This window comes from Halosimplex rubrum, from assembly GCF_013415885.1.
Lineage (GTDB): Archaea > Halobacteriota > Halobacteria > Halobacteriales > Haloarculaceae > Halosimplex > Halosimplex rubrum.
On sequence record NZ_CP058910.1, the window covers coordinates 4,240,593 to 4,260,880 of the forward strand.

At 67.0% G+C, this 20,288-nt stretch carries 23 protein-coding genes, 1 tRNA gene and 1 pseudogene; 13 read left to right on the plus strand and 12 right to left on the minus strand.

Going from position 1 to position 20,288, the window contains the following annotated elements; translation table 11 throughout:
- Positions 1 to 9 precede the first annotated feature (9 nt).
- Positions 10 to 862 (minus strand): annotated as a pseudogene (locus HZS55_RS21315) (IS5 family transposase).
- Between the two features lie 540 nt (positions 863 to 1,402).
- Here HZS55_RS21315 and HZS55_RS21320 point away from each other — a divergent pair.
- A complete protein-coding gene (locus HZS55_RS21320) occupies positions 1,403 to 2,221 on the plus strand; it encodes an HNH endonuclease (RefSeq protein ID WP_179909542.1) in 819 nt (272 codons plus the stop codon).
- A 94-nt stretch (positions 2,222 to 2,315) separates the two neighbouring features.
- Here the strand turns inward: HZS55_RS21320 and HZS55_RS21325 are convergent.
- Together HZS55_RS21325 and HZS55_RS21330 are read right to left on the minus strand one after the other, a co-directional pair.
- Positions 2,316 to 2,387, minus strand: a tRNA-His gene (locus tag HZS55_RS21325).
- 143 nt (positions 2,388 to 2,530) lie between these two features.
- Positions 2,531 to 2,692, minus strand: coding sequence for a hypothetical protein (locus HZS55_RS21330; protein ID WP_179909543.1), 162 nt, complete (start codon positions 2,690 to 2,692; stop codon positions 2,531 to 2,533).
- Positions 2,693 to 2,928: 236 nt separating this feature from the next.
- Between HZS55_RS21330 and HZS55_RS21335 the strand changes: the two genes are divergently transcribed.
- The 5 genes from HZS55_RS21335 to HZS55_RS21355 all read left to right on the plus strand — a co-directional run bounded on the left by HZS55_RS21335 (position 2,929) and on the right by HZS55_RS21355 (position 7,502).
- On the plus strand, positions 2,929 to 3,885 hold the full coding sequence (locus HZS55_RS21335) for a helix-turn-helix domain-containing protein (RefSeq protein ID WP_218927252.1): 957 nt from the start codon (positions 2,929 to 2,931) through the stop codon (positions 3,883 to 3,885).
- A gap of 173 nt (positions 3,886 to 4,058) precedes the next feature.
- Positions 4,059 to 4,997, plus strand: a complete 939-nt coding sequence (locus HZS55_RS21340) for an ABC transporter ATP-binding protein (RefSeq protein ID WP_179909544.1) — start codon at positions 4,059 to 4,061, stop codon at positions 4,995 to 4,997.
- 52 nt (positions 4,998 to 5,049) lie between these two features.
- The gene (locus tag HZS55_RS21345; RefSeq protein ID WP_179909545.1) at positions 5,050 to 5,898 is read left to right on the plus strand and encodes an ABC transporter permease subunit; all 849 of its coding nucleotides are present in this window, start codon (positions 5,050 to 5,052) and stop codon (positions 5,896 to 5,898) included.
- Positions 5,899 to 6,104: 206 nt separating this feature from the next.
- Entirely contained in the window at positions 6,105 to 6,878 is a 774-nt protein-coding gene (heR, locus tag HZS55_RS21350) for a heliorhodopsin HeR (protein ID WP_179909546.1), read from the plus strand.
- A gap of 171 nt (positions 6,879 to 7,049) precedes the next feature.
- On the plus strand, positions 7,050 to 7,502 hold the full coding sequence (locus tag HZS55_RS21355) for a DUF5814 domain-containing protein (RefSeq protein ID WP_179909547.1): 453 nt from the start codon (positions 7,050 to 7,052) through the stop codon (positions 7,500 to 7,502).
- Between the two features lie 30 nt (positions 7,503 to 7,532).
- Here the strand turns inward: HZS55_RS21355 and HZS55_RS21360 are convergent, their stop codons facing one another.
- The 4 genes from HZS55_RS21360 to HZS55_RS21375 all read right to left on the minus strand — a co-directional run bounded on the left by HZS55_RS21360 (position 7,533) and on the right by HZS55_RS21375 (position 10,567).
- Entirely contained in the window at positions 7,533 to 8,216 is a 684-nt protein-coding gene (locus HZS55_RS21360) for a haloacid dehalogenase type II (RefSeq protein ID WP_179909548.1), read from the minus strand.
- Positions 8,217 to 8,330: 114 nt separating this feature from the next.
- Complete coding sequence (locus tag HZS55_RS21365; protein ID WP_006882935.1) at positions 8,331 to 8,768, minus strand: hypothetical protein; 438 nt, start codon at positions 8,766 to 8,768, stop codon at positions 8,331 to 8,333.
- A gap of 239 nt (positions 8,769 to 9,007) precedes the next feature.
- Complete coding sequence (locus HZS55_RS21370) at positions 9,008 to 9,631, minus strand: RPA family protein (RefSeq protein WP_179909549.1); 624 nt, start codon at positions 9,629 to 9,631, stop codon at positions 9,008 to 9,010.
- Entirely contained in the window at positions 9,632 to 10,567 is a 936-nt protein-coding gene (locus HZS55_RS21375; RefSeq protein ID WP_179909550.1) for a replication factor A, read from the minus strand.
- Between the two features lie 228 nt (positions 10,568 to 10,795).
- On the opposite strand from HZS55_RS21375, the gene HZS55_RS21380 reads away from it, so the two are divergent.
- From HZS55_RS21380 to HZS55_RS21395, 4 genes are all read left to right on the plus strand, one after another.
- Complete coding sequence (locus HZS55_RS21380; RefSeq protein WP_179909551.1) at positions 10,796 to 11,077, plus strand: DUF7091 family protein; 282 nt, start codon at positions 10,796 to 10,798, stop codon at positions 11,075 to 11,077.
- 62 nt (positions 11,078 to 11,139) lie between these two features.
- Positions 11,140 to 11,880 carry a helix-turn-helix domain-containing protein gene (locus HZS55_RS21385; RefSeq protein WP_179909552.1) on the plus strand — a complete coding sequence of 247 codons (741 nt, stop codon included), beginning with the start codon at positions 11,140 to 11,142 and terminating at the stop codon, positions 11,878 to 11,880.
- A 40-nt stretch (positions 11,881 to 11,920) separates the two neighbouring features.
- Positions 11,921 to 12,763: an alpha/beta fold hydrolase gene (locus tag HZS55_RS21390; protein WP_179909553.1), complete on the plus strand. Its 843-nt coding sequence runs from the start codon at positions 11,921 to 11,923 to the stop codon at positions 12,761 to 12,763.
- Positions 12,764 to 12,836: 73 nt separating this feature from the next.
- Positions 12,837 to 13,910, plus strand: a complete 1,074-nt coding sequence (locus HZS55_RS21395) for a mannose-1-phosphate guanylyltransferase (protein WP_179909554.1) — start codon at positions 12,837 to 12,839, stop codon at positions 13,908 to 13,910.
- A 25-nt stretch (positions 13,911 to 13,935) separates the two neighbouring features.
- On the opposite strand, the gene HZS55_RS21400 is transcribed toward HZS55_RS21395, so the two are convergent.
- Positions 13,936 to 15,084 carry a hypothetical protein gene (locus HZS55_RS21400; protein ID WP_179909555.1) on the minus strand — a complete coding sequence of 383 codons (1,149 nt, stop codon included), beginning with the start codon at positions 15,082 to 15,084 and terminating at the stop codon, positions 13,936 to 13,938.
- Positions 15,085 to 15,214: 130 nt separating this feature from the next.
- On the opposite strand from HZS55_RS21400, the gene HZS55_RS21405 reads away from it, so the two are divergent.
- Entirely contained in the window at positions 15,215 to 15,445 is a 231-nt protein-coding gene (locus HZS55_RS21405; protein WP_179909556.1) for a hypothetical protein, read from the plus strand.
- Positions 15,446 to 15,473: 28 nt separating this feature from the next.
- Here HZS55_RS21405 and HZS55_RS21410 read toward each other — a convergent pair whose 3' ends face one another.
- The 3 genes from HZS55_RS21410 to HZS55_RS21420 form a co-directional block, all read right to left on the minus strand.
- Complete coding sequence (locus HZS55_RS21410) at positions 15,474 to 16,259, minus strand: SDR family oxidoreductase (RefSeq protein WP_179909557.1); 786 nt, start codon at positions 16,257 to 16,259, stop codon at positions 15,474 to 15,476.
- 154 nt (positions 16,260 to 16,413) lie between these two features.
- Positions 16,414 to 16,872, minus strand: coding sequence for a TRAM domain-containing protein (locus HZS55_RS21415; protein WP_179909558.1), 459 nt, complete (start codon positions 16,870 to 16,872; stop codon positions 16,414 to 16,416).
- Positions 16,873 to 17,026: 154 nt separating this feature from the next.
- On the minus strand, positions 17,027 to 17,329 hold the full coding sequence (locus HZS55_RS21420; protein WP_179909559.1) for a hypothetical protein: 303 nt from the start codon (positions 17,327 to 17,329) through the stop codon (positions 17,027 to 17,029).
- Positions 17,330 to 17,448: 119 nt separating this feature from the next.
- On the opposite strand from HZS55_RS21420, the gene HZS55_RS21425 reads away from it, so the two are divergent.
- Positions 17,449 to 18,468 (plus strand): NADP-dependent oxidoreductase, encoded by a 1,020-nt coding sequence (locus HZS55_RS21425; protein WP_179909560.1) that lies wholly within the window; start codon positions 17,449 to 17,451, stop codon positions 18,466 to 18,468.
- Between the two features lie 25 nt (positions 18,469 to 18,493).
- Here HZS55_RS21425 and HZS55_RS21430 read toward each other — a convergent pair whose 3' ends face one another.
- On the minus strand, positions 18,494 to 19,864 hold the full coding sequence (locus HZS55_RS21430; protein WP_179909561.1) for an ATP-binding protein: 1,371 nt from the start codon (positions 19,862 to 19,864) through the stop codon (positions 18,494 to 18,496).
- A gap of 139 nt (positions 19,865 to 20,003) precedes the next feature.
- Between HZS55_RS21430 and HZS55_RS21435 the strand changes: the two genes are divergently transcribed.
- Positions 20,004 to 20,228, plus strand: coding sequence for a hypothetical protein (locus HZS55_RS21435; RefSeq protein WP_179909562.1), 225 nt, complete (start codon positions 20,004 to 20,006; stop codon positions 20,226 to 20,228).
- The last annotated feature ends 60 nt before the right edge of the window (positions 20,229 to 20,288 follow it).

The window sequence follows — 20,288 nt, forward strand, 5'->3', positions numbered from 1 at the left end:
ATTTCACGGTCATGAGTGGCTGACGCTGAGTTCGATGTTTCTGACAGCGCATCTCAGGACGAGTTCGCGGAACTGACCGAACCACGTTCGAGCCCGAACGATCTCGCCGTATTTGCGGCGCAGCGCGAAAATGTGGATTCGGCGTTCGAGCGTTGATGGTAGATCGTATCATCTTGCAACGAGTTGTTAGCGATGCCGTGCCAGCCGAATTCGCGGTGCTTGATCACGGGTTTAACGCCCTCTAAACGTAGTCTTTGGCGAAGGAGCCACCAATCGTAGCCTTTGTCAGCGGTGAGAATGTTCAGTTTGTCGAGATTGCGTTTGACCATCTGCCAGCCGATCTTCCAATTGTGCGATTATTTCATCGATAAATGTATAAAGAGTATCGAACCATTCTTGCAGTTCCTCAGAAGGGTCGTTTTCACCGCCTCGAACGTATAGTTCGTCCGTTTTGCGTAGTGTTGGCTGGCAGCTATCCGATCTATGCCAGTTGCGTCGATCGCTTGAACATCGCCGAATCGTGCAACTCCACCGACAACCGCAGTAGGACGCGCCAGATACGCATTTCGAGATCCTGCTTGCGCGTACACACGGTCGTGAAATCAGGCAGATCAGTCACCACTAGGTCGAGTTTGGCGACAATGCCGTGCATCTCGTGGAGCACGTCCAGCAACCGCCGATACGTATGATCAAGATACTCGTGGAGGCCATGAATCGCCACAATCACCCAATCTGCGTAGCCAGTTTCACCCTCTTCGAACGCTGGACCCGGTTCGCCGACGGCGGCTTTTTGAGCAAGCGACACAACCCGTTCGGTGAAGCGGCTGAGTTTGGTGGACACAAACTCGTCTTGCCGCTTCACTTCCTAGTAAGTTAGACATTTAGCCGCTCTTACTAGCGTCTAAACACGCCCGAATTCGAGTATTATCCATCAGAGAATGAAGGGCTGTACTGTTCAGACTGTGTCGAGTCCGGCGAGTGGCGCTCCACACCGTCGCTCAGTCGCGAAGAGAATCCACAGTGGAAGGGCGGGAAGCGAGTGCTCCCCTGTGACGTCTGCGGTGAGACGGTAGAGCGCTACCCGGGCAACGTGAACGATGTCGTCGTCCGCGGCGAAGCCTGTCGTCGTGAGTTTCTATCGGAATCAAATAATAAATAGACCGATCTGAGAACCCGCAATTTCGACTACCGCTTTGGGCGTAACTGTCCTCTTGGGAAGGCGCTGAGACAGCGAGATTTTTTCTCGCCCCCGGAGGGGTGCGGGCCCGCTTGAACTGTCCAATATCGACAATGAATCTCAATAATTCGAATGGTAGACGGCACAGAGTAGTATCGCAAACTCAGCGTTGGGCAGCTCGTTGTACCGAACGTCACGCTCGAAATCACTCCACGGGTGACAGCGGTGAGTGAAGCGACCTGCCCGACCTGTGACCGAGACTTCTCCTCAGAGCGAGGGATGTGGGTTCACCACAGTCAGGTCCATGACGAACCGCTCCCGAATCGAGAATGTAGTCACTGCGGAACCGAGTTCCACTCGGAGTACGAGAAGGTCTACTGTAGCGCCGACTGCAGAGATGCTGCAGTCTCGTTCGTCGGTGCTGACAATCCCAACTACGAGGGGAAACTGGAGACCACGACGTGTCGACGGTGCTCAACCGAGTTCGAATACTATCCGTCGGAGAAGGAAGGGACGTACTGTCCCGAATGCGTTGAGTCGGCCCAGTGGCAATCGACACCTGATGTCACTGCGGAGGCGAATGGACAGTGGGGCGGCGGCAAAGAACGCGTTCACTGTGCCGTCTGTGAGACGACGGTCGAACGGTGGCCGAGTGAAATTAGCGAGACGACGCTCTGTAGTGAAGCGTGCCGAAGAGAGTGGCTCTCTGAGGCGTTTCGCGGATCCGGTCATCCGAACTGGAAAGGCGGCGGCAACGTCAAGTACGGGCCGGGCTGGCGTTCGGTGCGCGAGGCGGCACTCGAACGCGACGAGTACACGTGCCAGGTCTGTGGCGCCACTCGCGATGAACTCGGCCGCAATCCTGATGTCCACCATATCACGCCGGTCCGGTGGTTCGAGAATTCCGACGACCACGAACTTACCGACGCTCACCAGCTCTCGAACGTGATTGCGCTCTGTAGTAGTTGCCACCGGAAGGCCGAGTTCAGCTCGATCGAGAAGGACGTACTTCGAGCTAAGCTCGCTGGTTCCGCCACCGAGTAGACTATGTCAGAAATATTTTGATCAAGGAGTGGTTTTGGGTTTCAACACCCATGCGGATGATTCTGGGCGTTTTAGAAGTGTGAAATTTTTAAAAGTCCGGGTGCGAGAATCGAACCCGCGTCTCAGCCTCCACAAGGCTGAAGGATAACCACTACCCCAACCCGGACACGCTTTCGCTGAGGCGTATCGGGATAACCGGGTAGAATTGAAATACGTTACGACTCCCGGGTCCGACTGGGAACGGTGGTCACGGTCGCGAGTCAGACCCCGGATTCGCGTGGAGGGGTGGCTGCCGGGCGTCGGCCGAACCTACCGAGTGGCTTCGACCGCGTGGTCCGACTGGATCCAGGCCTGCTCGTTCTCGGTGTCGTGGACGAGCGTCATCTGCTCGCCGCCGTCGCCGTACTGGGTCGTGATATAGCGCTGTTCGGTGTCGTCCGCCTGCGTTCGGCTGGCGTCGGTCTCGTACATCTTTCGACTGTAGGGACGACCTAGAGCGGCCTAAGGGTCGTCGCTATGTCTGTTGCATCCCCCCGTCGACCGACGCTATGAGTGTAGCCCCCCGGGCGGATCACGAGCGGCGCGGGTCCGGGCTTACCGAGCACGGATTCCCGCCCGCGAGCCCGGAGGGCGACGGCTCTCGACGTAACTGGGCCTTACCACACAGGCTTACCCGGTCGGGCGCTGTACTCGGCGATAGAAGTCGAATGTCTCCAGACGACCCCGGTCGGACGGGCGCCGAGAACGACGACCACTCGGGGAGCGACGCGGCCGCTGCCGACGAGCAGGTCGACGCCCTACGCGCACTGGGCAACGAGCACCGCCTTGCGATCCTGCTGGCGCTGGGCGACCGCGAGTCGGCGACGCGGACGAACGCTCTCGAACTCGCGTTCTCGGAGCTGTACGACGCCGTCCCCGTCGAGAGCACCTCGCAGTTCTTCTATCACCTCTCGCAGCTGGTCGGGCCGTTCGTCGCCGAGACCGACGAGGGGTATCACCTCACCTACGCCGGCGACAAGATCGTCCGTGCCGTCCGGTCGGGGCTGTACGAGACGACACCGTCGTTCGACCCGGTCGCGATGGCGGGCGCTTGCGTCGTCTGCGGCGCGAGCGACCTGGAGGGCGTACTCCGCGACGAGCGGTTCGTCGTCCGCTGTCGGGCCTGCGACCGCACCCTCCTCTCGGACTCGTTCCCCCGAAGTCAGGCGGCCGACCGCTCGCCCGCCGAGGTGATCGAAAGCTTCGGCTATCGGATCTGGAGCACGTACGTCCTGATCCGCGGCGACGTGTGCCCGGAGTGTTACGGTCGGGTCGACCGCCGCGTCGACGCCCACGACGGCCACGAGACCCCTGGCGACGCCGGGCAGTACACCTTCGCCGCGGTCTGTCGGACCTGCGATTTCACGATCCACCTCCCGGTCGAGGTCCCCGCGGTCTTTCACCCGCGTGCGATCGCCCTGCTGCACGAGCACGGCCTCGCGCCGCTCGACGCGCCCCTCTGGGAACTGTTCGAACTGTTCGTCTCCGAGGCGTGGACGACCGACGTGCGCTCGACCGACCCGCTCGACGCCCGCTTCGAACTCGACCTGGACGGCGATTCCCTCACGCTCGCGCTGGACGAATCGTTCGCCGTCACACCGGTCGTGGATCCGGAGCCGCCCTGACCGCCTCCACGATAATCCCAGCGTACGGCGTCGTCACGGGCCGATACCGCTCAAATATCCTTGAGTAAGCGATCCGTTATATGTAAATAATTCAATAATACTTATCGTACCCGGTCGTGCAGTAGTGGTGTGAACGGGACAACGAACGCGGGCGGCGCGGAGGGCGGTGGCTGATGGCGGCGATCGAACTGGACGGGCTGAGCAAGCGCTACGGCGACGTGCTGGCGGTCGACGGGCTCGACCTCGAAGTCGAGGAGGGCGAGATATTCGGCTTCCTCGGGCCGAACGGCGCAGGGAAATCGACGACGATCGATATCCTGCTGGATTTCGTCCGGCCGACCTCGGGGTCGGCGACGGTGCTGGGACTGGACGCCCAGGTCGACAGCCTGAGAGTTCGGGAACGGATCGGCGTCCTCCCGGACGCCTTCCACGTCTACGACCGCCTGACCGGGCGCCAACACCTCCAGTTCGTCGTCGACTCGAAGGGGCTCGGTACCGAGAGTGACATCGACGAGGTCATGGAACGAGTGTCGATCGCCGAGGCGGCCGACCGGAAGGCCGGCGGCTACTCGAAGGGGATGCGCCAGCGGCTCGTCCTCGCGATGGCGCTACTGGGCGACCCCGACCTGCTGATCCTCGACGAACCGTCGACCGGACTCGACCCCAACGGCGCCCGACAGATGCGGGAGATCATCCGGGCGGAGAACGACCGCGGGACGACGGTCTTTTTCTCCAGTCACATCATGGAGCAGGTCGAGGCCATCTGCGACCGCGTGGCGATCATCAACCGGGGCAGACTGGTCGCCGTCGACTCCATCGACGGCCTCCGCGGCCAGACCGAGACGGTCACCACGCTCGCCATCGACGTGGACGGCGCCGACGCCGCGGACGCCGCGGACGCCGAGGCGATCCGCAACCGCATCTACGTCACGAGCGCGACCCTGGAGGGCGACCGTCTGGAGGTGACGCTGACCCGCGACGGCTCGAAGTTCGCGGTCCTGAAGGCCCTCGACGAGCGCGGCGTCGAGATCCGCGACTTCTCGATCGACGAGTCCTCGCTGGAGGATCTGTTCGCCGAGTACACGACCGAGAAACAGGAGGTGCCACAGTGAGCGCCGCCCCGCGCTCGCGGGCGCTGGCAGTCGAGGGCCGGGCGGTGGGCCGATGAGCACGCTGGCCGTCGCGAAGAAGGACTTTCGCGACGCCGTCCAGTCACGGGCGCTCTGGGCGCTGCTGGCCGTCTTCGTCGTCCTCTCGACCCTTCTCACGTACTCCTACGTCGAGTTTCCGCAGCTGGTCAGTCCGGGGACCGAGACGTCGATCGGCGGCCTGGTCTTCTTCACGGCGGGGATCGTCAGCCTGTTCGTCTCGCTGACGGCCATGGTCGTCTGCTACAAGGCCATCGCCGGCGAGCGAGAGATCGGGTCCATCAAGCTCATGCTCGCGCTCCCTCACCGCCGACGGGACGTGCTCGCCGGCAAACTCCTCGGGCGGATGGCCGTCCTCTCGCTGGCGCTGGCGATCGGCCTGGCCGTCGGGTTCGGCTTCGCCTTCGCCATGTTGGGGTCGCTGGACGTGCTGACCGTCCTCCTGTTCCTGATCGCGACGCTGCTCTTTACCGCGGTGTACGTCTCCGTCGTCGTCGGCATCTCGGCGATGACGGGGTCGACCTCGCGGGCGACGACGCTTGCCATCGGCTTCTTCGTCGTCTTCGAGTTCCTCTGGGACGTGGTGCCGATCGCCGCCGTCTACGTCGCCAACGGCTTCGCGCTCCCACAGCAGATGCCCGACTGGACGTTCCTCGTCATGCAGGTGCCGCCGTCGACGGCCTACACCGCCGTCCTCACCTCGCTGCTGCCCCAGGTGGCCGCCTCGCTCCCGACGCAGACGTTCGCCGGTGCGGGCATCGACGCGTTCTACGCGGTCCCCGAGATCGGCTTCGCCGTCCTCGCGTTCTGGCTGGTCGTCCCGCTCGCGGTCGGCTACGTCCGCTTCAGTAACGCGGACCTGTGAGCCGCGACCGAACGCGGACACGTCGTCGTCTCGCGAGAGCGTGGCGAGAGTGGTCAACTGAGGCATCCTATCGCGGATCGGTCGTCGACTCCGTGTCAGCGGACCATCGACCGACATCTCTCGTCGCCGCGTATAGGTCACTCGACTGTCCGCTCGCGGCAATCGCTACCCAAAGATGATGTCGGTTGGCTGTGGAAACCGATCCTATGGGCAAGACAACCCCTGGTGACTGGAATCTCCGGCGGTTCAACGCGGTCATGGGGGCCTTACACTTCCTCCAGGGTGCGTTGATGCTGTATCTGAGTTCCTCGCGGGAGTGGACGATCACCGCGACGTATCTCGAGTTCGCCGCCGATACGCAGCGACTCGAACCCGTCATGGAGGCGATCGGGACGATCGAGTTGGCCTATCTGGCGGTCGCGTTCCTGTTTCTCTCCGCGATCGCCCACGCGCTGATCGCGACGATCCTATACGACCGCTACGTCGCCTACCTCGACCAGGGGATGAACCCCTACCGGTGGTACGAGTACGCGGTCAGCGCCTCGGTGATGATCGTCCTGATCGCGATGCTCGCGGGCGTCTGGGACCTTGGCACGCTGATCGCACTGTTCGGACTCGTGGCGGTGATGAACCTCTGTGGACTGGTGATGGAGCGGCACAATCGCCTGACCGAGGAAACCGACTGGAGTTCGTTCGTCGTCGGTTCGATCGCCGGCGCCGTCCCCTGGGTCGTCATCGCCATCTCGATCGTCGGCACGTTCGACGCTGGCGGGAGCCCACCGGACTTCGTGATCGTCATCTACGGCTCGCTGTTCGTTCTGTTCAACCTCTTCGCGATCAACATGCTGTTGCAGTATCGCGAGGTCTGGAAGTGGGAGGACTACCTGTACGGTGAGCGGGCGTACATCGTCTTGAGTCTCGTGGCGAAGTCGCTGCTGGCCTGGCAGGTCTACTTCGGCGCGCTGAACTCTCCGGTGTAGCGACCGCTCCTTCTGGAGAGTGAGGCGAGCGTCACCACCGCGAGCCGGCGCCGGACTCGAGAACTTTCACGGCGGGGTCCCCCGCTGACTGGCGACCACGCGACCGTCTCGCCAGCCGTCGCTCACCGTCCGAGACGCTTTTGACGCTCGGGGGCCTCTCTCGGAACAACCGTGGCCATCACGGACAAGATCTACATCAAGAACCACCAGCAGATCGCCTCCCAGCTAGAGACTTCCTTCCCGAAGGGGGCGTTCAAGGGGGCGACGCTGGACATCCTCTTCCAGGGGGAGAACCTCGCGAAGCTCGACGACGCGACCCAGGACCGCGTGCTCGACTTCGCCACCGACTTCATGGACTGCGACTGCGAGGCCAACCCCCACTGTGGCCACCCCGAGGAGAAGTTCGTCCGCTACCTCCTCGAACTCCGGGCACAGGGCCTGGGCCCCGACGCCGTCGTCGACGTGATGGGCGACGACTACATGCTCTACGCCTACCCCGGCGACGTGCTCTCCTTCCTCGACGGCGCCGTCCGCACGCTCGAAGCCGTCGAGACGCTCGCCGATGTCGACGGCCGCAGCGACGCCGCCAGCGACGCCCGGCAGAAACGCGAACAGCTCCTGTAGTCGATCATCCGACACCACGAATGTCTCACCTTAGGCGTCCAGCGCGTCGACGAGGTCGTAGAACGTCTCGATCGTCAGCGCCGGCTCCGGCCCGAACGTCTCCGGCGGGTCGCCCTTCCGGTCGACCCACACGCCCTGCATCCCGGCGTGGGTCGCGCCCATCACGTCGAACCACAGCGCCGTGACGTGGGCCAGCTCCCCGACCGGTTCCCCGACTCGCTCGGCGGCGTGGCGGTACAGGTCGGCGTGCGGTTTGAACAGTTCCACCTCGTCGGCGCTGATCGTCGCCTCGATCAGGTCGTCGACGTCGGCGTGGTCGACCAGCGAGTCGAGCATCTCGGGGTTCCCGTTCGAGAGGATGTAACAGTCGTATCCCGCACCGGTGAGTCGTTCCAGCCCGTCACGCACGTCGTCGAACACGTCGAGTTCGTGGTAGACGGCCAGTATCTCGTCGCGTTCGTCGGCCGAGAGGTCCGCGCCGGTCGCGTCGAGGGCGTACTGGAGCGCGTCGCGATTCATCTCGTAGAACGGCTGGTAGGCGTCGACGTGGTTGGCGACCATCGTGTACTCCAGCGACCGCGCCCGCCACAGCTCCGAGACGGGCTCGGGGTCGTCGACCCGTTCGGCGAGCGCCCGCTCGGCCGCCGCTACGTCCACGAGCGTGCTGTACGAGTCGAACAGGAGCGCCGACACGCGCTCGGCGTCGAACGACATACGATACCACACCACGCTCGCGAGTCATATAACGGCTCGGCCGACGAGTGTAGAACGCGACGGCGACGGGCCGAACGTGAAGAGAACGCGAGAAGCGGAGAGAGAACGGCGGCGCTAGATCGACTCTTCGAAGTTACCCAGGCGGTAGGAGGCTTCCTCGTCGTCCTCGCTGCCGTCCAGATCCTCGAGCTGGACCACGTCTTCCTTGTCCTGCTCGTCGAGCTGCTGGCGCAGTTTCGTCACGTAGCGCTTGTGCTCTTCGAGCTGTTCACGGAGGTGTTCGGCCTCGAGTTCGAGCCGCTCGTGCTCGCGGACGAAACTCTTCGGGACTTCGACCTTCGGCGGGAAGCTCTCGGTGTCGCTCGTCGACGCGCTGGACTCGTTGAGCTGGTGTTCCGGTACCACCTCCACCTGCCCGTCGTGGGCGACGAGCATGTCGACGTAGTCCCGAAACACCGCCGACAGCGAGAGGTCCCGCTCGTCGGCGATTTCGCGGAGCGTCTCGAACTTGTCCTCGCTCACACGAAAGGAAATCGTCTTGTTCTTACTCATTGGCCACCACTCGTTTCCCGGCCCACTTAATCGTTTGTCAGACGCTGGCACGAGCGGAACGGGGCGTGAAATAAATCGATCCGTACCCTCTCCGCACCGATATCGTCGCACATTCCGGAATCAATTCTGATACTCGGCCTGTTCGAGCGCGGGTTCTCCGGCACCTCTCGGCGGCTCACGCGGCCACTCGTGTTATCTCGAAAGAAAGACTGCCCGAAATCGCGACTGCGTGGCGCGGGTCAGGCGTCGGGCTCGGCCGCGACCGCTTCCTCGTCTTCGAGGCTCTCCAGCGCCTCGACGACCTGCCGCCGGTAGTCCTCGATCGGCAGGTCGTACTCTTGTTCGGCCATCGCGACGTACTCGTCGACGGCGGCGTCGCCGTCCCCGTCGGTTCCATCCGTGTAGCGGCCGATCCGGTCGAGCGTGCGTTCGGCGGTCTCGACGACCCAGCGGTCGCGGGTGGCCGCGTCGACTTCGGTGATCGACTCCGGCCGGACGGAGACGTTCACCTCGCCGTCGTCGGTCTCGTAGGTCCGGGGCTTGCCGACGACCGAGATGTACGCCGGCGGCTCCAGTTCCCGCAGCATCGAGGCCGCGTCGGGCTGGTACTGGCCCGCGTACATGTAGTAGCGGTCGCCGTTGGGGTCGATGACCTGCCCCTGCCAGTACTCGCTGTCGTCGCCCACGTCCTCGGTCTCCATGAGCGTCCCGACGAGGAACACGCGGTTGGCCCGCTCGCCCGTCGGCAACAGCAGGTAGACGGGCGCTCGCTCGTCGTCGCTCTCCTTGAACGTGTACGTCGCGTCGTTGAACTCGCCCGCGAACACGCGGCGGGCGACCTCGCGGGTGGGTGTCGTGGCCATCTATATCGACCTCGCTTTGATCAGCACGGCCTCTGCATCCGTCGGCTCGGAGAGTCGCTCGACCTCGTCGACCAGCACGTACCGACGGAAGGTCGGCCCGGTGACGCGGTAGTACTTCCCCAGGAGGTCGGCGCGCATCTCGTCGGCGACGACCGACGTATCGAGCGCGTCCATCGCCATCTCCTGGGCCTCCTCCAGCGTGATGCCGGTCAGGTCCTCGGTGGCCTCCTGGTTGAAGAGGATCTCGTGGACCTCCTCGCCGTCGTCGAGCACGCCCTTGATCCGGAGGTCGAACTCGCCCTCGACCTCGCCGTGCTCGTTACAGCGGCCGTTCTGGAGGACGCGCGTACAGTCCTCCTCCGGGCAGCGCTTGATCAGTCCGGACCCGGACTGGATGTCCACCAGTGCGCCCTCGACGCTCACGTCGTCGTCGCCGACCTCGATCTCCTCGTCGAGTTCCTCGATCACCGTGGTGCGGTTGAGCTTCACCGAGAACCGCCCCTCGTACTCGTCGGTCACGACGTTCCGGAGGTCGTAGACTTTGCCCTCCTCCAGCTCGGGGAGCTCGGACTTCGACCACTTGGTGAACTTGATCGTGCCCGTCTCGTCGCCGAACAGGCCGACCTGTGCCACGGCGTCGGAGTTGGCCTCCCACAGTTCCGTGACTTCGCCTTTGATGTCGACCCACTCCTCCGGGGCGTCGACATCGGCGACCTGAACGCGGTCGTTGCCGGAGCCGCCGCCGCCGAGTTCGTCGCGCTCCATCCCCGCCTCGTCGAGGTAGGTGTTGGTGACGCTCCGACGGGCCTCCGAGAGGGGAACCTTGTACTCGTTGACCAGCGTGTCGAGACGCTCTTCGACGTCGTCGACGGAAATCTCCAGCTGGTCCTCGAACTGTTCGTGTATCTCTGTCGCCTGTGTACGCAAATCCGTCATCTTGTCGTTCCTGTCTCCGCGTTGTTTTCGATGGGAGACATGCGTTGCTTGGTCGCCCCCGTATATAAACTCTCGGCCAGCGGGGTGAAAGTGGAAAGCGCAGGAATGGGCGGGTATATTGCGGATGTTGTCCGTGTGGACGGCTCTCGCTCCGTGAGTCTCCGGCGGTCGCTCGAACACCGCGGCCGCCGACGGGGCTAAGGGCTACCCGGACTAAGCCGCGACCAGATGGCAGACGACCGCATCGAGCGAGTCCTCCGGCAGAAGCTCCGGTCGGCGGGCCGCCAGATCGGCGAGGCCAAGCGCGCCTACAGACACGCCCGCCGCTCGGCCGAGGCGGACCTCCCCCACGGCGACGACGGCCGCGCGAGGATCGTCTGTCGGCGCTACGCCGAGCGCCGCGCGGTCGAACTCGACCCCGAACACCGCCCGGGCTGTTTCGACCCCCAATCCCAGGACTGCCAGGGCTGTATCGAGGACATCCGCTCGGGCGACGTCGAGACCTGGTGAGCGGCGTCTCTCGCCGGCGACGCGTTCGACGAGCATTTGAGACACCCGCCGGACCTGCGTGTATGGCCCTCCGCGCCGAATACCACCTCGGCTGTGACGCGCTCCCGCTGGTCGACGTGGCCGCGGCGGTGCCCGACGCCGCCCTCGAACTCTCGATCGGGCTGGGCGAGGGAGAGCGACCGCGCTTCACCGCGGTCGTGACCGCCGACCCGGAGACGACCGCGACCGTCGAGGACGCGTTCGAGTCGACGGCGTTCGTCGGCGAGTACCGCCTCGTCGTCCGCGACGGCGACACCAGCCGCTACACCATCGCGCCGGGCACGAGCATGGCCGAACAGCTCGGCGGCTCTCTCGACGACCTCGACGACCTGCGCGCGCTCTACGAGACCCCAGTCCAGATCGAGTTCATCCGCGCGACGCCGACGGGCTGGCTCCAGGCCGGTCGCTTCGCCGACCGCACCGCGTTCGACGAACTCCGGGAGTTCTGGCAGCGCAACACCACCTTCCGACTGCGCAAACTCACCCGCGTCGGCGACGGGGCCGACGCCGACGACCGGTTCGCCGCCGACCCGGACGGCGACGGCCTCACCGACGCCCAGCGGGAGGCGATCCGGACCGCCCACCGGATGGGCTACTTCGAGATCCCACGGACGGCGACACTCTCGGACGTGGCCGCGGAACTCGACATCTCGGCGTCGTCGTGCTCGGAGCGGCTCCGCCGCGCCCAGACCCACCTGGTCGAGACGCACGTCGACGACACCGGTCGGCAGCAGCGACCCCTACTTGAAGCACCGCACGACTGAGAGTCAGGCGTAGCCCCGCGAGCGCACAACCAGGAGTCACATGCCGACGACACAGTCCACGACGGCAGCGGACGGTATCGACGTCGAGTACGAACGCCACGGCGACGGCCAGCCCGTCGTCCTCCTCCACGGCGGGATGGCGCCCCGCGAGTACTGGCAGCCCGTGATCCCCCACTTCGAGGAGTACGCCCCAGTCGTCCCGCAGCGTCCGGGGTTCGGCACCTGCCTCGACGACCCCGAGGAGACCGGCCCCGAGGAGGTGCTCGACCGGGAAGTCGCGTACGTCCGCGCGCTCGTCGACGACCTCGACACCGACGGCGGGAGTGACCGGCGGCCCGTCCTGCTGGGTCACTCCTTCGGCGCGCTCACCGCTATCGAGACGGCGCGAGCGCTCGCCGAGGACGGCGAGGGAGACGCGATCGAGGCCGTCGTCGCCTACGAACCGGCGATCCTCCCTGAAGCGTTCGCCGAGCACGCCGACCTGGCCGACCGAATGGCGACCCGCCTCGACGACGGCGACCGCGAGGGCGCGATGAAGCTGTACGTCGAACAGGTCGTCCTCGCCGGCGAAGCCGAGGATCTGGACGCCTGGTTGGCCGAGTGGCCGATCTGGCCCGACTGCGTGGGTCTGGTCGAGGAAGTGATCCGGATGAACTACGCCGTCGAACGCTACGACCTCCCGGAGCGCCTCGGCGTCGACGCGCCGACGCTCGTCCTGAGCGGGACCGACGGTCCCAAGTTCCTCCGCGAAAGCGCCCGCGCCGTCCACGACGCGCTCCCGTCGAGCCGGTTCGTCGAGTTCGACGGCGTCAGCCACTCCGGTCCTTCGGAGGCGCCCCATCGAACCGTCGCCGAGATGTGCGCGTTCCTCGACGCGCACTGATCGACACGACCCGGTCACCGCCGCGCCCGCGCGGACCGGCGGCTATTTTTCCCGCCCGCCCGACCACCCGACCATGACCGACACGCTCGTCGCGGTCGTCCTCGCGGGCGGGACCGGAACCCGACTCTACCCCGCCAGTCGGAGCGACCGCCCGAAGCAGTTCCTCCCGCTCGGCGGCGACCGCTCGCTGCTGGCCGAGACCGTCGACCGCGCCGGCTTCGCCGACGAGGTGTACGTCCTCACGCGCCCGGATCTGGCCGACCAGGTCCGCGAACACGCCCCGAGCGCGGGCGTCCTCACCGAACCCGAGCCGAAGGACACGGGACCCGCACTCGCCTACGCGGCCCACCGCGTCCGCGAGCAGGTCGGCGACTGCACCCTCGTGTGCCTCCCCAGCGACCACCACATCGAGGGCGAGGGCGCGACCGACGGGAGCGGCCTCGGTACCAGCGAGCGGGCCTCGCCCGCGAGCAGCGACTTCGCCGGGACGATGACCGACGCCGCCGCGGTCGCCGCCGAGACCGACTCGCTCGTGACCGTCGGCGTCGAACCCACCCGCCCGGAGACCGGCTACGGCTACGTCAAGCCGGGCGACGAGCGGACCACCGACGGCGGCCGCACGTACCACCCCGTCGAGACGTTCACTGAGAAACCCGACCAGGGCGCGGCGATGCGGTATCGCCACCACGGTTACTACTGGAACGCCGGGATGTTCGCGTGGACGCCCGACGCCTTCCTCCGGGAGGCCGCCGACAGCGAACTCGCTCCACTGCTCGACGCGCTCGACGCGGGCGACCCCGACCGCGGGTTCGCGGCCGTCGACCCGGTGAGCGTCGACTACGCCGTCATGGAGGCGACCGACGACGCCGCCTTGGTCCCGGCGACCTTCGAGTGGGACGACCTGGGCGCGTGGGACGCCGTCGAGCGCGTCCTCGACGCCGACGACGACGGCAACGCGGTCCTCGGCGACGCGGTCACGATCGACGCCGAGAACACCGTCGTCGCCACCGACGGCCACGCCAGCGTCGTCGGCGTCGAAGATCTGGTCGTCGCTTCCTACGGCGACCGCACGCTCGTCGTCCCGAAGAACCAGGCCCAGCGGGTGCGCGAGGTCGTCGCCGAACTGGAGGACGAGGGGCTGTTCTGAGGGCGGGAGCGTCGGCCCGTCGGGGTCAGGCGGGCGCCAGCCCCTCGACCAACCGCCGGAACGCCTCGCCGTCGAGGTGTCGCGAGGCGCCGGCCACGACGGCGTAGGTGACGCCGCCCTCGGTCCAGACCGCCTCCCAGGCACCGAACTCCTCGGTCAGCGCCGCGTAGTGGACGCGCTCGTCGCGCAACTCGACCGTCTCCCGCGTTTCGGCCGGCTGGTCGGCCGGTTCGGGCGGCACGTCCGGCCCGAGGTCGCTGTCGGGCGCCGCCGCGGTGACCCACAGGTGGTCGCTCCCGTTGCCCGTGTGGCGATAGACCGCCTCGATGGCCCGGCTCTCGGGGAACGTCACCGCGGAGTCGAGCGCGTACGCCGCGCCGACAGCGTCGTCGTCGGGGGTCAGTAACCGGGGATCCGCGTCGCCGAGCGCCACCGGCGAACACGGCACGCTCTCGTCGTACGGCCGGGCGATCCCGTGGGCCCACAGCCCGTGGGGCACCCCCACCGCCTCGCACCGATAGCGGGCCCAGTAGTTCAGGCGATGAAAGGGGACCTGCCGGACGGGCGGCACCGCCGACGACCCGTCGGCTCCCGGATCGGACCCGGCCGCCGGCGCCAGCCCGTCGAGCAGTCCTTCGAGTTCGCCGTCGTCGAACGCTCCCTCCAGTACGGACACTTCGACCTGCGTGCGCGCCCGCTGGACGCAGGCGCCCCGGTTGCCCTTGTAGTCGGTCCCCAGGAAGCCGACGGCGTCGCCCGCCTCGACCGGCGTCGGGTCCTCGGTCCCCCACAGCGGCGCGACGCTGGCGGCCGGCGGCGCCCAGTCGTAGCAGAACTGCTTGATTCGCAGCGCGCGGCTCTCGCCCTCGACGAGGGTCCGGACCGCCGACGGGTTCCCCCCGCTGTGGGGCGTCTGTCCGATATCGGCGGCGTCCAGTCCCTCGGGCCGCCCCGGCGGCTGTTCGGGCCGGATCGTCGTCTCGGCCACTGCGCAGTCGTCGGGGAGCCACCCCAACTCGAACACGACGAAGTTCGCGCCCGCCTGTGCGTCCGCGGCCGTCGTCTCCCGCGGCGACTCGGCCGCGTTGGCGTCGGTCAGTCGAGCGTCGGGGCTCGCGGTACGCCAGTCGGTGCCGGCGGCCGGCCGCTCGCCGGTCGCTCGCTCGTCGGTCATACTCGATCCCGGTGGCGCCGTCCCCAAAACCGTTCGCTAAACCGCGTTTTTGTAAGGAAAGTGGACGATCCCGCCGTTCGTCGCGACCGCCGGAACGCTCATATTCCGCGGGTGGCAACCGGCTCCCAGTATGGACCCGGCGGTTCGCTTCTGGCTGCTGATCCTCGCGCTCGCGGGGACGGTCTCGGCGGCGATCCTGCTGGTCGTCTCGGCGTTTCTGCCGGGGTCGATCCTCGGGACCGCCGACTCGGTGGGCTACGTCGTCTCCGTGTTCGTCGCGCTGATCTCGCTGGGACTGCTCGTCTGGTCGCTGACCGCCGATACCGAACGCTCGGGCGGCGGGTCGCCGGGGGCACGGTGACGCTCGGTCACCGGTCCGCCTCCCCGCTCTAGCTCCGCATCGCGCCGCCGTCGATAGGCAGGGCGGTCCCCGACACGAAGCTCGCGCGCGGACTGGCGAGGAACGCCACCACGTCGCCGAGTTCCCCCGGGTCGCCGATCCGTCCGAGCGGGACCGACGACCCCTTGTCGGCCAGCCCCTCTTCGTAGCTGTCGTAGTCGCCGCGTTCGACGCCGTCCTCGATGAGTTCCTCGATGCGGGCGGTCTCGTGAGCGCCCGGCAGGACCGCGTTGACGCGCACGTCCGGCGCGAACTCCCGCGCCTGGGTCTTGACCATCCCGATGACCGCCCGCCGGACCGCGTTCGAGAGCACCAGATCGTCGATGACCTCCCGCACCGAGCGGGAGGTGATGGCGGTGATCGAGCCCTGCTCCGAATCTTCGAGGTAGGGGTAGGCGAAGCGGGTCGTCCACACCGCCGACATGACGAGCGTGTCGTAGGCGCCGTACCAGTCCTCGTCGTCCATCTCCAGGAACGCGCCGCTGGGCGGGCCGCCCGCGCTCATCACGACCTGGTCGATCCCGCCGAACTCGTCGGCGACCTGCTCGACGTAGGCCTCGACTTCCGCCCGGTCGGTCAGGTCGACCTCCACGGCGAGGACGTCGCCGTCGCCCAGCGATTCGAGTTCGTCCGCGGCCGATTCGAGGTGCGATTCGGTGCGGCCGCAGATCGCTACGTCCGCGCCCTCGCGGGCGAGGGCCTTCGCGCTCGCGAGACCGAGCCCGCTCGAACTGGCCGTCGTCAGTGCCGCGCTGCCGTCGAGTTGCAGATCCATGCGCGTGGGCTCGGACCGAGGCGTGAAAGAACCGGGCGGTTCCGGACCGCAGTCAGTCGGTCGCGAGGGCGGTACCCGACGGTTCGAACGAGCGAGACGGAACGGAGCTGCGGCGTCACGACTGTCCAGGCTGGAACGCCGGCCGCGGCGGGGGCTACGAGCCCCAGAAGTTGTCGCGGCTACCGAGGCGCTCGCGGTCGTCTTCGTCTTCCGTTTCGTCGGCCTCGTCGTCCGTCTCGTCGGCGTCTGACTCGGCTTCCTCGCCCTCCTCGTCGGGGTCGTCGGGGAGGCGTTCGATCTCGTCGGCCCGGGCGTGGTTCGAGCGGACCTTGGTGATCTTCACCTTCGCGCGGGCCGGCGGCAGGACGCCGTCGACCATGATGATGAAGCCGTCCTCGGTGCGGCCGACGCCGGCGCCGCTCTCGTGGATGTCCTCGACCTCGACCACGACCTCCTCGCCGGGCTTGACGGGTTGACTCTTGAGGTCCTCGATCGGCTGGTTGTAGTGATTGCACCACTCGGCGCCGCCGCGGTCGCCGTAGTGCGTACAGCCCATCCCCTCGATGCGCTCCTGGAAACTGGGGCACTCGTCCGCGAGTGGACAGTCGGGCATGACGCTCAGTTGCGCTGGGGCCAAGTAAACGCTTGCGCTCTCGCCGCCAGCGGCCGAAATCTCCGCGTCGATCCACCAGACGCCCGTTCGCGGCCCCTGGCGCCCGTCCGCCGACCGGGGGTCAACGGCGAGCTCCCGGCGATCGACCGGAGCCTCACCCGTCCGGCCGCACGTCCTCGCCCGCGCCCTCCGCCCCGTCGGGGTCGATCCCCAGCGCGTTCCCCGTTTCGACGTGGTCGATCCCGTCGACCTCGCAGACCGCGCCGACGCGCTCGTGGGCGACGGTCGTCTTCAGCGTCCGGAACTGCAGCTCTTCCTTGACGGTCGCGCCGGCCGCCTCGACGGCCGCGGCCACGTCGTCGACCGCCGCGTCGCCGTCGAGTTCCAGCAACAGCGTCACCGATTCGCCCTCGACCGGGTCGTCGCGGATCGTTCGCACCGCCGGCGAGACGTACATGGTCGGCCGTTCGACCGTCGGCGACGAAACGCTGACGGTCGGCGCGGCCCGGCTCCCCCCGCTCGCGTCGACGTGACCGAGTCCGGGGACTCTTCGGGGCCGAGTCCGAACGGACAGGTATGCCCGACGCCAACAGGCAGTTCCGCCTGGCGAAGCGACCCGAAGGGAAACCGGACCGCGACACGTTCGACCTCGTGGAGACCGACGTGCCCGAACCCGGGCCGGGCGAGGCGCTCGTCCGCACCCGCTATCTCTCGGTCGATCCGTACATGCGCGGCCGCATGAGCGCCGCCGAGTCCTACGCCGACCCCTGGGACGTGGGCGACCCGCTCCGGGCGGGCGCCGTCGGCGAAGTCGTCGAGTCCAACGGCGCCGGCTTCGAGGCGGGCGACATCGTCGTCGGCAACCTGGAGTGGGCCGACTACACGACGGCCCCGGGAACCGAACTCACCGCGGTCGACCCCGACGTGGCCCCCGTCTCGACGGCGCTCGGCGTGCTCGGCATGCCCGGCCGGACGGCCTACTTCGGCGTCCGCGAAGTGGCCGACGTGAAGCCCGGCGACACGTTCGTCGTCACGGGCGCGGCGGGCGCCGTCGGCTCCGTCGCCGGCCAGATCGCCAAGCTGGCCGGCGCCCGCGTCGTCGGCTTCGCCGGCTCCGACGAGAAGGTCGCGTTCCTCGAAGACGACCTGGGCTTCGACGCCGGGATCAACTACGAGGCGACCGACGACTACCGCGCGGCGCTGGACGAGGCGGCGCCCGACGGCGTCGACGCCTACTTCGACAACGTCGGCGGTCCGATCACCGACGCGGTCTTCGACCGCCTGAACGTCGACGCGCGGGTCGCCGTCTGCGGCCAGATAGCCCACTACAACGCCACCGAGCGCCCGACCGGCCCCCGCAAGCTCCCGGCGCTGATCAGCAAGCGCGCCCGCGTCGAGGGGTTCCTCGTCGGCGACTTCGCGCCCCGCTTCGAGCAGGCGACGACACAGCTCGGCGAGTGGGTCGCCACTGGGGAGATCAGCTACCGCGAGACCGTCACCGAGGAGCTGGAGTCGGCGCCCGACGCCTTCCTCGGGCTGTTCGAGGGCGAGAATATCGGGAAACAGCTCGTCGAAGTCGGCGAAGCGGACTCGTAACGCGAGGGATCGACCGCGTCCGGCCTCAGTCGTCGTGGGAGTGGTCGTGGTCGTGGGAGTGGCCGCCGTCCGAGGCGGCGTCGTTGGTCCCGGAGATGTCGCCGCCGGCGACCAAGGCGTCGTGGTCGCCCTCGATCATGTCCATGTTCTTGAGGTTGTCCCGCTCCTCGAAGCCCGCGACGGCGTCCATCAGGTCCTGCTGAGTGAGCGTGGTGCGCTCCTCGGTCAGGGCGTCGAGGACGGCCTCCCGCAGGACGAGCCGGAGGTCGGAACCGGTCAGTCCCTCGGTCTCGCGGGCGACGGCCATCGGGTCGAAGTCGTCGATCTCCATCTCCCGGGTGACCACCTGCAGGATGTCCGCCCGCATCTGGTCGTCGGGCTTGGGGAAGTTGACGATCTCGTCGAAGCGGCGCCAGGCGGCGGCGTCGAGCTGGTCGGGGTGGTTGGTCGCGCCGATGAGCAACACCTCGTGCTCGATGAGGCTCACCTCGTCGATGCTCTTGAGCAGGGTGTTGACGGCGCGTTTGATGGCCGCGTGCTCGTCGCTGGCGCGGGTCTTGGCGACGAAGTCGAACTCGTCCATGAAGAGGATACACGGCGAGAGGCGGGTGGCGACCTCGAACACCTTCTCGACGTTCTTGGCCGTCTCGCCGAGGTACTGCGAGGTGATCATGGAGAGTTTGACCTCGACGAACGGGAGGTCGAGCTCGCTGGCGAGCGCGCGGGCGACCGACGTTTTCCCGGTGCCCGGCGGGCCGACGAACAGGAGCTTGCCGATCTCCCGGAGGCCGATCTGGGCGAGGTAGTCGCGGTGTTCGATGGCCTTGACGATCTTGTGGATCTCCCCCTCCTGGTCGGCGGTGAGCACCAGGTCGTCCATGCTCATCTCGACCTCCTCGGGAGCGCGGATGTCGACGAGGTCGAGCATCTCCTGTTCGTCCTCGTCGTCCTCGTCGAAGTACTCCTCGAGGAGCTGGTCGATCCAGACCCGGTCGGCACGGACCGGCCGGTTCTCCGCGCGGGCGTGCTCGTAGTCGGCGCCCTCGACCTCGTCCTCGTAGACGCTCGCGAGGACTGGATTGTCGTTGAGGTGGTCGGCGTCGACCCGGTCGAGGAACCACTCCTCGGCCATGTCCTCGTCGGTGAAGGTGATCGTGCCCGAGAAGTCGTCCCGGTCGGTGAACATCAGCCCCGAGATGGCCTCCCAGGGCCGGTCCACGTCGGTCGCCTCTCGGGCCGTCGTCGTGGTGGCCGAGAGCGGGCGCTCGATCTCCCCGTCGCTCCAGAAGACCGCCCGGTAGGCGGGCGGCAGATCGTCGGCGTCGAGGTCGCGGTTGTCGCTGTAGGCCTGCGCCGTCAGCACGAACTCCACGACCGCAAGCTCCGGATCGCTCATTCCCACCGAGATTCGTCCCCCGACCGGATAAGTCTCGCGAACTGTCCCCGCCGTCCGAATATTGCCGGTGTCGGTGGTCGACGAGTTGATACGTCTCGACACGTTTATGTCCCCGGAGAAGCGACAGGCCGGACGAACCATGGACGAAGTCCTCGAAGTTGCGGAAGTCGCGGCCGACTTCGGACTAGGGGGCGTGTTCCGGGCGATACTCGGCCTCGTCGGGTTCCTGCTGGTCCTGGGCGGCCTGGGGCTGTGGCTGCTGACCGACATGGGCCTGCTCGTGCTCCCGGCGGTCCTGCTGGTCGTCGGCGCCCTGTTGATGGTCGCCCCGGTCGTACTGTTCGTCGTCGGCGACCTCTTGTAGAGAAACTCCGCGCGACGCGTCGCTCGTTTGTGAGGACTTAACACGTCGCGGCCCCTCTCG